Consider the following 12,689-nt stretch of genomic DNA (forward strand, 5'->3'; position numbering starts at 1 on the left):
TACGGAGCAATGGGGCAAATCTGCCACCACTTCGGATGGACTTTAGATTATCTGCTTTGGGAAATAGACTGGCGTATTGTACAGCGAATGCTTATAGACGCCCCTAAATATGAGTCGAAAGACGAAAAAGGAAACGATCAAAACTCAAATACCAAGTCCGTAAAGATGAATGAACAGAACTCAGAGGACTTAATCGCACAACTACAGCAATACAAGTAATGAATATCAATAACGGAGCTTTATATTTTGGAGCAGGAATAGATCGAACTCAGTGGCGTAGAGATATAGACTCTATGCGAAGAGATATTCTTGGGCTTTCACAGGCAACTGTGCAGCAAACTCGTAATATGGATTCCTCCTTTAAGAATTTGTCTTTGGGTATTGCTGGAGCATTTTCTGTAAGTACTATTAAGAGCTTTGTAATGGAGCTGATCAATGTTCGTGGTGAATTCCAAAAGACGGAAATAGCTTTTACTACCATGATCGGTAATGCTACAGAAGCAAAAGGGTTAATGGGGCAAATGGTGGAGCTTGCGGCTAAAACACCATTTTCTTTACAAGATGTTTCTTCCGGAGCAAAACAGTTGTTAGCATTTCAGATCCCAGCTAGTGAGGTGGTGGATACGTTGACAAGAATGGGGAATATTGCAGCTGGACTTTCTGTTCCTATACAAAGAATTAACCTAGTATATGGCCAGGTGAAAGCAAAAGGTAAATTGATGGGAGATGATCTCCGCCAATTTACAGAGGCAGGTATTCCAATGGTTGCTGAACTTGCAAAGAAATTCGGGAAAACAACTGCTGAAATATCAGCAATGGTTTCTGCAGGGAAAATCGGTTTCAAAGATGTTAAAGACGTATTGTTTTCAATGACCAATCAAGGAGGTATGTTCTTTAACTTGATGGAGAAACAATCTCAATCTCTTTCTGGGCAAATTGCCAATCTAGGTGATGAGTGGGATCAGATGCTTAATAAAATCGGAGAAGCAAATGAGGGGCTTTTATCAGATGGGATTAAAGGATTGACGTATTTAGTTGAACATTATAAGGATGTGATACAGATAATATCCATGCTTGTTGCAGCTTATGGAACTTATAAAGCTGTCCTAATTGCTACAACATATCTTCAAAAATTATCTATTTCCATGGAAACAGTAAAGGTATGGATATCTCTTGCAATGAGTATTCGTACAGCTGCTGATGCTCAGGCATTATTTAATCTGACAGTTCAAGCAAATCCATATGTGCTTCTAGCTACGGGAATTGCCGCTGTTGTAGCCGCTTTGGTATATCTACGTACATATTCGGCTGATGCAAAAGATGAAGCTGAAAAACTTACTTCTGCAATGGAATTCCAGAAAGCTGTAAGTGATTCAATTGCGTCAGCATATAAAAGAAATTCCGAAACGGTGGTTGGATCTATCGAAAAAGAAATAACCGTATTAAAATCTAGCTATTCGACAACTGAAATGAGAAAGAAAGCTTATGAAAATCTCATTAAGCTTAATAAATCATTTACTGGGACAGTTGATGGGGAGTATAAGGCTACACAAAGGCTTTCTGATGCCTATAGGAATCTTGTAGACAGGTTAAAAGAACTTTCTATTGCGAAAGGAAAAGCAGCCCTATTAGAAGAACTTTCTAAAAAGAAAGCGCAGGCGGACCTGGACCTTGTTTTCAAAGAAGAAGATTATGAAAGACAAAGAATTGAGAACATCCGAAAAAGAGCTGACAATGCTAAAAAATTAGGCTCGTTGCCAAAATCAAGTATGTACTATGAAGTTATGCTTGAAAAAGATATTGATTACTCAGCTTATAATCCAGTAAAAGATGCAAGAAAAACAAAAGATGAAATTAATAAACAATTTACCCGCCTTGCAGATGATGTTACTAAAGGAATAGCTGATGCAAGCAAGAAAAATGATAAAGAGTTAAAAAATGCTTGGAGTAATGTTGGAGAGGAAGTTTTGAGTGACGGGCCCAAACGTGGGACCAAAAAGTGGTATGAAGATGAGATAAAGAGAATGGAAGAAGCAAATGATCATTTGCAAGTTAGCTCCAAAGAATATCTTGCCAATTTAGCAAAAATCAAGGAATACAGAAAGAAGATAAGTCCGGAAGGCGATAAGAAAGAAGGAAGACAATTAGCAGAAATTATTCCTTTAGGATCTATTAAAGAACTTCAACGAAGAGCAAATTTGCTTAAGGAGGCAATGGATACTGCAGTTGATGGTATTGTTAAGTTGAGAAAAGTTGACAAATATGGTAATGATAAAGATAAACAAGGTAATCCATACTTTACTGGCGAAACTATTACAATGGACTCGGCTGTAAAACTCTATGAAGAGTATGACGCGAAAATTAAAGCATTGCAGCTGAGAAACTTTCAGGAAAGGATAGACGAATCAGAAAGACAGTGGAATAATTACTACAAAACTGCAGAATATTACGGAAAAGAATCGGCAGACGCTCAATATCGAGATTTGTTCAATGGGGCTAAAAATTATCTGGACTATCTGGAAAAGCAAGAACAGGCATTAGTAAAACTATCTGAAAAAAGTGTACTTACCAGCCAGCAAAAACAAGATTTAGTATTCATCCGAGAAAAGATAAACGGTCTAAAAGGTTTAGATACCCCGTTTGAGAATACTCGTAAAGGTATTGAGAATGCCATGAAAGCAATTCCTTCACTTACTGAACAGCTTGATCTTATTGATAAGCTTAGATCAGTAAATAAAATTGTTAATGTTAATAATCCCGGAAAGTTCTACGAAAAAGATAAATATTACAAAGAGTTATCTGACGGAGTTCTTCAGCAACAACATGATCAATACATCCAATTTGAAAAAGAACACCTGAGTTTTGAACAACGCAAAACGGAAATCACACAAAGGTATGACAATATACGTTTGAGAATTCAGCAATCCAATGATTCAGAGCAGGAGAAATCTCGCAAAACGCAAGAAGCAAACAAAGATCAAGCAAAAGAAATTTCCACCATGTCATGGGAACAATTCCAAAAGACAGATGCTTATGTTAAGGCTTTTGGCGATCTTGAAAAAGTAGGGCCCCGTACTCTTAAAAAGTTGCGTGATCAGTTCAAAGAATTTATAGAATCTGAACCCGGTAAAGCATTAAATATTCAAGACTTGAAAGCGCTTAATGAGGTGTATTCTAAACTTGATGAAGCTACTAAAAATCGTAACCCTTTTGAAGCCATAGGAATTGCGGTTGAAAAGTACAAGAAGAAAAGAGAGGAACTAAATAAAATTGAAAAAGAATCAGGCAAAGACAGTGAAGCATATCAACAAAAACTAGATTATACAAGAAGTTCCTTTGAGGAAATAGTTGACACATCTTACGATGCTTCAAAAAAAATGATAGGCTACTTTTCAGGTATCACTGAAGCAGTTGGAGGTATGTCCGATGAACTGAGAGCAACTATTAGCGACGTAGAACAGCTTGTTGAGGGCGTATATAATGCATTTAAGGGTTTCTACGGAAATAAAGGGCAAATGGTCACCGGTATTATTCAAATTGTTGGTGCGCTATCTAAGATTATGAATGGTGATAATCAAAAGGAGGCGGTTATAAAAGGATGGCAGAAGGATATTGAGAACCTTAAATATTTATATGAGCAACTTAATAAGGAAATCGAGAAAACTGCAGGTGAGGCATCCATAAAAAAATATAGTGAGTTAATCGCTAACCTTAAAAAACAACAACAGCTGCTTGTTGACATGCGTACAAAAGAATCTGAAAAAAAGAATCCAGACGTCGATAAAGTTGATAATTACAGCAATCAGATAAGGGATATAAGCGCCCAGGTAGAAGAATTGGTTTACACATTTAAACAAACTGTAACTACCATTGAATTTAAAGACCTTTCTAAAAAACTTGCTGATGCATTAACTGAAGCATTTGGGCAAGGAGAAGATGCAGCAAAAGCTTTTGATAGGGTTGTAGATGACGTAATGCGTAATGCTGTCCAGAACGCCTTGAAGGTTAAGATTCTTGAGCCAGCAGTACAGAATATGGTAGATCAACTCTATTCTTCAATGGGATTTGGAAATTCTAGTACATCTGCAGTTCAAGCTGAAATATCTGCTGTCGAAAGCAAACTAAAAGAGATTGAAGAAAAACTTAAAACGGCTGGCTTTCAGGAAGGTCTTATTTTAAAGGATATCCAGAAAGAACAGCTAGAAAAGTTAAAATTATTACAACAGCAATTAACTGAAATTTATTCAAACGGGAGCTTTGACGGACTAACCCAAGAAGAAAGAGACAAGATAAAAGCTATGGGAGAGGACGCCATGAAAAAATACATGGAAGCCTTGAAACAATACCAGGATCTTTTCGGTCAATCAGCAGAAAATGCACAGGGGCTCAAAGGCGATATCAAAGGAATCACAGAGAAAACAGCTGGTGCTTTAGAGGGACAATTCAATGCTGTCAGAATAAACATTTCAGAAGTCCTAAAAATAATGAAGGGAAATCAAACTGTAGCAAATGCTCAAACGGTTCTTCTTTCAAAAATAGAGAGTAACACTTCTAATTTGATACAGATTAGAAAAGATATGGCTGAATTAAACAATAAAATAAAGCCCGGACTAGCGGGTATTCCATAATCATGAATCTACAAGAAATATATACCGAAGCAAAAAAAATTGGACTTTCCCGCGAATGCGATGTTAGAATGAGTTCTGATTTGTCGATCAAAAACCTTTGTTCCATGTACTTTGATGGTGATGACTGGTCAATGGAGAAAGACTTCCCAAAGGTTGATGTTCTGAGAAAGTTCCAGGGAAAGAGTGAGGTTCACGGAATCTTTACAGATTATAAAGGAATGCCAAACAATCTTGCAAAAGCTGCCTTTTTTGGAGATTCAAATATCCAGATGATTTACAACGGGTTTTCTGTCTCACAGTTGATTTTGAGACATAATACAAAGGCTAAGATTACGGCAGTAGAAAATGCAATTCTCATTGTTAACCTTTTGGATAATGCTGAAGCGGAAATTACCAGCTTAGAAAACGCGAGAGTAGAAGTATTCCAGTACGGTGGAAAGGTTAAAAGCGCAGGTGATGTTAGAATCACAAAAACAAGTTTCAAAAAATGAGTGAAGTAAAATATTCTTTAAACGGTAAGTCTTTCAAAGATTTCGGAGTATATGTTTCGGAGTCAATCGGTCTTGTTGGTTTATTGGAGTCAAAAAATATCACTCAGTACGATTGGGCAGAATATCATGGTATCGCTCCGGATTTAAGAAAGCCCAAATTCAAAGAAAGAACTATTGAATTGAAATGTTTCATCCGTGGTAATAATTGGGAAGAGTTGTTCAACAATTTTATGGCATTTGTCATCGGAGAATTTTCTAAATCCGGAACGCAAAGACTTCATGTAGAACCATTCGGATTTAAAACGCTTCCATACGAAGTGTATATGAAAGATGAGGTAAAGCCAGAAAAGCAATTCTCAGACGGAGAAATGTTTGCGACTTTTTCATTAAAATTCATTGAACCAAATCCTATAAAAAGAGTTCTTAAAACTACTCTGGATACTTTTAAACTGTCCTACGAAATAGATTCTGAAACAGAGATTTTCTTCGGAGACGGCACCAAGCAGACCGGCCGCGGAAATGTTAGCCTTACAAAAGATTATTCATCGCCTTCCTATGAAAATTCCGGATTGTCGCTGATAAGTGTAAGCGGAGTTAACGATCAGTATTTTGAAGTGTATGCAGTTCCGGATAAATCGAATCTGTATCAATTCTCTGTAGAAATTGATCTACAAACCCCGAAAAATATAAAACTGTACGTAATCGGGCGAAAGTTAAATAATGCATATGAGGCCGTTGCTATTAGTTCGGTTTTCCAAGGGCTGACTGGCAAAAACACTGTTTCAGTAGTGAAAGAAGTCAACATGCCCGACTACGGAAAATTCATACTGAAAGTTTTGGACTCAGACGGGAATGAGATTCCGGGAATAGTTTACAGCAATCCACGAATTGAAACTGCTGAGGTTGTGGGTGAGTGGCAAAACATGTTAGGGAAAGAAAAAACAATAATCATCGCTGGTAATATTGAAGACTTGAAAAGCCTTCAAACTCCTGCGGAAGTAATTTGGGAAAAAATATAAAATATAAGAAAATGGCAGATTTAGAAGATCAGGTGACGATAAGTGTTGTAGACGGCATTATGCCTAAAAATATAGCAACAATAGACGAAAATGGATTAATTGGAAATGCTGTTTCTAAGGAGCAGCAACAAAAAGATATTGCAGAATTAAAAGGTGATGTTCAGGATATGATAGTTTCAAATTTTAAAGGAAACATTACACCTACAGATCCAACACCAACAGAAGATGGAACTTACAAACCGTCTGTTTCTTCTGAAGACGATAAGCCGACTGATCCAAGTAGTACTGCGGATTGGGGTAAGATATATCCAAATGCAGGAAATTTGAGAGCAAAGACGGGATATGATACAATGTTCTATAAAAAAGGTTCTATCTGGACGAGAACAGAAGTAAAGATGCCTGTTGCATCGCCTACCGGATCGGTCGTAAAGGATGATCCGCATTCCGTCAGCGGAGGTGTCGTGTATAGTAGTTTAGAAAACTTAAAATCTGGGCAGCAAAACATCGCATTTTCGACAACCACAAATTATATAGCAAAAACATCAATGGTAGGACAGGTTCCCTCGCTGACTTCATCAACAAATTGGCTTTTATCAGATTTAATTGATGTTGTTTCAACTGATACAATTTTACGTAAGGGATCAGCTGTTTCATCTTCTTCAGCAGCAGCTGAAATTTATTGTTTTGACGTTGACGGTAAGTATTTGGGATATTACAACCAAAACTCAACATCCTATTTAGTAAAAGTTTCAGATCTTTTTCCAGGAACCAGAAAGATAAGAACGAATTCCGCAAGCTCCTATTCTGGAGAATTTTCAATATCTAAAACCGGATTCATTGCAACAGAAGCGGTAAGAAATCTTGAAAAAATTACAGAACTTAATAAATTGGTAATTTCCGATGATGCATTTACTAATGCTATTTCAGGGTATTTAAGTAGTACAGGAGGCTTGGTCCTTGGTAGCACTTCGTGGAAATTAACCCCACCAACACCGGTTACAAAAGATCAAAAGATATTATACACAGGAATTACTTCATCAGCGGCCTATCCAATTTGGGGCTATGATTCAAAATTGAATCCAGTAGTTTCTTTATCAGCACAAGGCAATTTTACAGACAAGGAAATCACAGTGCCAGCTGGTGTTGATTTTGTGATAGCTGCGGCACGTAACAGTGCGGGTGATGTGCAAAGGTTGACATCAACACATTTCGACCAAAGTAGAGTAGATATAAATGCAATTGCAAAAACATTCGTTAATGACTCGTTTTTTCCATCTAAAACATGGGCTAAAGCGGGGGAGGCTATATCTCTCAACCTAAATGGTTTTGTAAATAAGCATCCTAAGGATTATTCGAGAGATACTTTTTTTAATTCACCCAACGGGAATGAAGATTTCATTAGAATAATTCCTACAGCTGATGTGCAAATCCCAGTGAGGCAAAGGCAGCCAAATGGTGTGTATGTAATATTAGGTTACGTAAATATAAAGGTGGGTATCAATGCAAATTCGCCATCGTCTGCGCTGTATTTTATGCATTTTGGTGATTCTACGGTTAAAGGCACTGTAAATAGTGGTATTGAAGGTGCTATTGTAAACGAGCTTTCCAGAAGATTAACAGGCGTAGGATATAATTTAACACCTGCAACCGCGCCGGCGGCCTTGGCATTGACAAATATTAATTTCATCGGAACCATTGGTGACCAGGTTATTAAACATGAGGGCCGTGGAGGATGGTCATTTTCAGATTATCTGAACCTTGCTTCAAAATCAGGAGCTACAAATGCATTTTGGAATACCGGAATTTCAGGGGCTGTTAAATTTGATCTGGGATATTATCTGACTCAGAATAACTTCACAGGAGTCAATTCTACGGCCAGTAATTTAATTATACTTTGCCAGCTTGGTTGGAATGATGTATTTACATATACTCCGGCACAAATAGAAGCTTTTGCAAGACAGTGGCTTGATCTAATTAAAGCGCAAAAATCAGGTGTAAGAGTGAAATTAATTTCAATGCAGCTTCCACCAATTGATATATATAAGGATTATGGCACAAGCACGCGCCAACAGTCTTACATGTCAACAATGCAACGTGTTATGACTATTGCTAGGATTTATGAAAAAATAGCTTCAGAATCTGGTTATTCTTCTTGGGTTGAGCATATTTCATACATGGGAACATTCTTCCCAGACAATGCTTACCCTACAACAGATTTAACAGTAAACAAAAGAGATTCAGTAACTAAGAAAGTATACACTGATGATGTTCACCCGATCGCTGCGGGCTATGCTCAGATGGCAGACACGCTGTTCTATAATATTCTTTACAATTATTGTCAATAATGAATAATATAACACTTTACAGAAACGGATCACCCTTGTTCAATTTGATTGAGCGGGGGAAACGTTCTGTAGAATCTGCAACACTTAACAGAGTAATGCTTTCGGATGATTCGGTTTCAATAAAACTGAATTCACGGGAAAAGCTGGATATTCTGATCAATGATTATTTCGTGTTGTTTGATTCGGTATACCGCATCAATATGTTGCCTGCATTAGTAAAAAACAACAATACTTCATACGAATACAATATTACCGCGCAGGGCTTAATGTTCGATATGCAGCGTTGCAAATATTTTAATGCAGATGCAACCGGATTCGGTCCGGATCTGGAATTTCCTTTGATTGGAACTATTGAAGTTTTTTTGCTGGCTATAAAAAACAATATGAAGCGTTTTTCTGCTAATTGGGAGCTTGGAAATTTTACCAACGGTGAGACCAAAACAATCACTTTCGGAGATGACACTTGCCTTTCAGCAATGCAGAAGATCTGCAATGAATTCAAGACTGATTTTTGGATTAAGTACGAAAATGGTAAATATGTAATACATACCGGAGACTACGGCAAAAAAGTTCCTTTAAAATTCGAGTATGGAAAAGGAAAGGGGTTATACTCGCTATCCCGCAATAATGTTGATGATAACGATATTGTAAACAGGCTTTATGTTTTTGGAGGTACAAATAATATCCCAAATGAATACCGGAATTTCAGCAAGCGATTAAAATTACCAGGTGCTGACTATTTGGAAGATTCCGGATCAATAGCAGCTTTCGGACTAAAAGAAGGATCAATTACTTTCGATGAAATTTACCCTCATAGAACCGGAAAAATAACCTCTTTAGGAGATACGAAATTCAAATTTTCAGACTCCACGATGGATTTTGATTTGAGCGAGAAAGAAGCTGACGGGGTAACGACAAAGTACTTGGTTCCCGGGACTTCTGCAAAGATTAGTGTAAAGACCGGTAATCTGGCAGGTTACGAATTCGAGATTAAGAAAGGGGGGTACAATCATACAACGAAGACTTTTGAAATAATACCTTTCAAAAATAACCAGGGGCAAAGTTTCCCGGATGAAGCGTCAACTGCTTTTCAATTTGCTGTCGGTGATGAATATGTATTACTGGATATTGTAATGCCGAAAACCTATATAGACAATGCAGAGAATGAACTTCTTCAGAAAGGACTGGAACAATTTGAGCTAAACAAGAACGCAAAAGTTTCCTATGATCTCAATGTCGATCCGGCTTACATGGAAAAAATTGGAGTAGGGAAGTTTGACATTGGTGATTATATCCAAGTGTATGATCCGGTTCTTGGAATTGATAAGGTTTTGAGAGTAAATCAAGAAACAATAGATTTCATCCAAAATGGAGATTATAACCCATATCGTACTAAAATTGTCATTGCTGACTCATACGAAATTAATTATGCATCACAGATTGTACTCGATATAAAGCAGATCAAAAACGTTATGTCCATTACCAATTTAGGACAGATAAACTATTCAAAATTAGGCTTAAAAACCACTGAGGAGCTTAAGAATTTGACATTTGACCCTGATGGTTACTTTGATCCCGAAAATATTCGTCCCGGTTCGGTCGAAACTAATATGCTTTCAGTCGGCGCCCGTAGTCAACAGATCAGCTGCAGTGTTGTTTTCTATGTAATGTTTGAAAATGACAAAAATAAAGTCAAAGTCAATCCGGGAATTATTTACTCTCAAACATTTGACAAAGAGTGGAATATTCCGGAGAATGTGGAAACAATTCCGGATGATCAATTTAGATATGTTTATGGTAAATGTTCAAAAACCGATCAAACGGGCGCAATTGTCTTCACTCAGGAACAGATCAAATTTGATGCAGACGCGAATGATTATTACTTCCTAATCGGAATTCTTCACTCCGTTGTCGATGGCGTTAGAGTATTATCCATAACCGTAGGAACAACAACCATCAATGGTGGTTTGATCAGAACCGGTATTATTTCTTCGCTTGATGGCCAAATGACAATTAACCTGGATACGCAAGAAATCAAAGGTAAAATTAAATTCACAGATGGGTCAGACGGCTTCACCTCCATAGATAATGGATTGCTCATGACACAGGTTGTTGAGGTCGGAAATAATACCGAAAGAAACGCTTTTATTTCGTCTGTAACTGATGCAGGTCCGGAAAGCATTCGGTTTGGTGCCGGTGCGGATTATGCACATAAAGATGATGCCGTTTTCAAAGTACTACAGAATGGAAAATTGATTGCCCAGAATGCTAATATAAAAGGGGTAATTGAAGCGGAAACCGGTACAATTGGCGGTACAAATGGATGGTATATCACTGCTTCAACATTGACAAGTGCAACGGGTAAGATTCTTTTTGGTGTATCGAATAATAATGGAGATTTAGTAGATGGGCTTATGATCGCTAATGATGTTCACCCCAATAATCAGTACATAGGAAATTTTATCATAAAATCATCTAAGGATGCTGGCAATGTAATAAATACTGGTGCTTCAATATCGGCATCAGGAAATAACTTTGGAAATACCGCCTTAGAACTTAGTGCAACAGGTCCACAGGGTAACAATTACGCATTGACTATTAACGATGGATATGTTTTCTTAAATAACATCGGCGGCAATGGATTCAAAGGGTTTAAAGTGTATGCTCCGGCATTGGGAGGACAATTAGTTGAGGGTTTTTCTGGACAAAAAACAATAGGAGGTACAATTTGTTATTTCCAGAATGGACTTTTTATAGGGTAATAAAATATAGAATAATGATATTAGAATTTATAAAAGAGGATTACAGCGCAATTATTATGAAATTAATTGTCGTTGGTATTTTGTGGAGTGCTGTTTTAATTGCAATGATAATTGATTTTTATTTTGGCATTAGAAAAGCAAAGCAAATAGGTGAAATGCGTACATCTGAAGGCTATAAAAGAAGCGTTGGGAAGTTCAATCATTATTTCGGAATGCTACTTTATGCATTCATATTTGATGCAATTGTGCCAATAACGTACTTCTTCGAGTTTCCTATATCAGCGGTGCCAATTGTTTCTCTTTTGGCTACAGTTGTTCTGGTATTCACTGAGGCTAAATCAGTTCAGGAAAAAGCAGAAAACAAGCTCAGAAGAAAAACAAATGCTTCAATGCTCCAGGTTCTGGAAATACTCGAAAAACGGGAAGACGTTCTTCATGACTTATTAGCAAATTATAAAAAGCAAAATCAAAATGAGAACAGTAATACTGATATTAATAGTGATGTTTCTGACGGGGTGTAGGACTAAAAAAGTTGTAACATCGAAAAGTACAGAGATCGAGCAAATTCAACAATATTCTGCTAAAAAAGTTGAAAGTAAAGGTGAAAAAGTAGAAGATAAACAACAGATAAAAAACTCTGAAGTCTTAGAGCAAAAAAAAGTAAACCAGACCGATTTTGAGGTTCAAGGAAAAGCTGAGACAGGCAAGCCGATTGAAATATACAATATTGAGAATGGTGACACCTTACAAGCTATTAGAGTAAATGGTAATGCAGATGTCCATATTCGAACAAAAGCTGCTCAGTTAAACCATGTAAGAGAAGACAATGTTTCAGAATCTGTCATTGAAAAGTTTAAAGATTTTTCAGAAAATATTGTTGAAGAACATAACATAAAAAAAAGGTTTAAGGAAGCTAAACAGAAGGCAAAGGAAGTTAAAGTAAAAGGCTTTCAGGCTGGAATATGGATTGTTCTGGCTGTTTGTGGAGTAGTAGCAATTATAATATTTGGAATCTATAAATACTTTAAGTAATGAAAAAAAGATATTCAAAAATCCCTGTCGAAATTGAAGCAACAGAGTTAATTTATTCAACCGAAAGTCAGGAAGGAATAATTGACTGGGCGAATGAATATGATGTGAAAATAACAAAAGGTCCAGATGGGTCTTTAAATATTGAAACATTAGAAGGAACAATGAGGGCTGTTACAGGTGATTTTATCATCAAAGGAGTTAATGATGAATTCTACCCTTGTAAGCCTGACATCTTTTCTAAAACTTATCAAAAAATTAATAAATGAAAACATTAACAGAACAAGATTATATAAATGCAGCCAAAGAATTAGGTTGTGAAGTTTCAGCAATAAAGGCTGTGAGTGAAGTTGAAGCTCCTAAAGGAGGTTTTCAGGCAGATGGCACACCGACAATATTATTTGAAAGGCATAAG

10 protein-coding genes are annotated in these 12,689 nt (G+C 36.9%); all 10 read left to right on the top strand.

Annotated elements, in window-relative coordinates; genetic code table 11:
• Positions 1-9: 9 nt before the first annotated feature.
• The gene (locus tag RAH34_RS21065; RefSeq protein WP_306597430.1) at positions 10-219 is read left to right on the top strand and encodes a hypothetical protein; all 210 of its coding nucleotides are present in this window, start codon (positions 10-12) and stop codon (positions 217-219) included.
• Entirely contained in the window at positions 219-4,628 is a 4,410-nt protein-coding gene (locus tag RAH34_RS21070) for a tape measure protein (protein WP_306597431.1), read from the top strand. Before RAH34_RS21065 ends, RAH34_RS21070 begins: the two co-directional genes overlap by 1 nt.
• 2 nt (positions 4,629-4,630) lie before the next feature.
• Entirely contained in the window at positions 4,631-5,119 is a 489-nt protein-coding gene (locus RAH34_RS21075) for a hypothetical protein (RefSeq protein WP_306597432.1), read from the top strand.
• Entirely contained in the window at positions 5,116-6,138 is a 1,023-nt protein-coding gene (locus RAH34_RS21080) for a hypothetical protein (RefSeq protein WP_306597433.1), read from the top strand. The genes RAH34_RS21075 and RAH34_RS21080 overlap by 4 nt, the downstream gene beginning before the upstream one ends.
• Before the next feature lie 11 nt (positions 6,139-6,149).
• Complete coding sequence (locus RAH34_RS21085) at positions 6,150-8,483, top strand: SGNH/GDSL hydrolase family protein (RefSeq protein ID WP_306597434.1); 2,334 nt, start codon at positions 6,150-6,152, stop codon at positions 8,481-8,483.
• Positions 8,483-11,245, top strand: coding sequence for a hypothetical protein (locus RAH34_RS21090; protein ID WP_306597435.1), 2,763 nt, complete (start codon positions 8,483-8,485; stop codon positions 11,243-11,245). The genes RAH34_RS21085 and RAH34_RS21090 overlap by 1 nt, the downstream gene beginning before the upstream one ends.
• A 14-nt stretch (positions 11,246-11,259) precedes the next feature.
• Positions 11,260-11,766, top strand: a complete 507-nt coding sequence (locus RAH34_RS21095) for a phage holin family protein (RefSeq protein WP_306597436.1) — start codon at positions 11,260-11,262, stop codon at positions 11,764-11,766.
• Positions 11,717-12,277, top strand: coding sequence for a hypothetical protein (locus RAH34_RS21100; RefSeq protein ID WP_306597437.1), 561 nt, complete (start codon positions 11,717-11,719; stop codon positions 12,275-12,277). The genes RAH34_RS21095 and RAH34_RS21100 overlap by 50 nt, the downstream gene beginning before the upstream one ends.
• Positions 12,277-12,543: a hypothetical protein gene (locus RAH34_RS21105; RefSeq protein ID WP_306597438.1), complete on the top strand. Its 267-nt coding sequence runs from the start codon at positions 12,277-12,279 to the stop codon at positions 12,541-12,543. Before RAH34_RS21100 ends, RAH34_RS21105 begins: the two co-directional genes overlap by 1 nt.
• Positions 12,540-12,689 (top strand): N-acetylmuramidase domain-containing protein (locus tag RAH34_RS22820; RefSeq protein WP_373427998.1); only part of this gene is annotated, 150 nt, incomplete at its 3' end. The genes RAH34_RS21105 and RAH34_RS22820, both read left to right, overlap by 4 nt.

The organism is Chryseobacterium sp. WLY505 (assembly GCF_030846215.1).
GTDB lineage: Bacteria > Bacteroidota > Bacteroidia > Flavobacteriales > Weeksellaceae > Chryseobacterium.

What these genes read in the sequence shown, in the direction of transcription:
- RAH34_RS21065 (WP_306597430.1), top strand. Translation starts at nt 10, where the DNA reads ATGGGGCAAATCTGCCACCACTTCGGATGGACTTTAGATTATCTGCTT.
- RAH34_RS21070 (WP_306597431.1), top strand. Translation starts at nt 219, where the DNA reads ATGAATATCAATAACGGAGCTTTATATTTTGGAGCAGGAATAGATCGA.
- RAH34_RS21075 (WP_306597432.1), top strand. Translation starts at nt 4,631, where the DNA reads ATGAATCTACAAGAAATATATACCGAAGCAAAAAAAATTGGACTTTCC.
- RAH34_RS21080 (WP_306597433.1), top strand. Translation starts at nt 5,116, where the DNA reads ATGAGTGAAGTAAAATATTCTTTAAACGGTAAGTCTTTCAAAGATTTC.
- RAH34_RS21085 (WP_306597434.1), top strand. Translation starts at nt 6,150, where the DNA reads ATGGCAGATTTAGAAGATCAGGTGACGATAAGTGTTGTAGACGGCATT.
- RAH34_RS21090 (WP_306597435.1), top strand. Translation starts at nt 8,483, where the DNA reads ATGAATAATATAACACTTTACAGAAACGGATCACCCTTGTTCAATTTG.
- RAH34_RS21095 (WP_306597436.1), top strand. Translation starts at nt 11,260, where the DNA reads ATGATATTAGAATTTATAAAAGAGGATTACAGCGCAATTATTATGAAA.
- RAH34_RS21100 (WP_306597437.1), top strand. Translation starts at nt 11,717, where the DNA reads ATGAGAACAGTAATACTGATATTAATAGTGATGTTTCTGACGGGGTGT.
- RAH34_RS21105 (WP_306597438.1), top strand. Translation starts at nt 12,277, where the DNA reads ATGAAAAAAAGATATTCAAAAATCCCTGTCGAAATTGAAGCAACAGAG.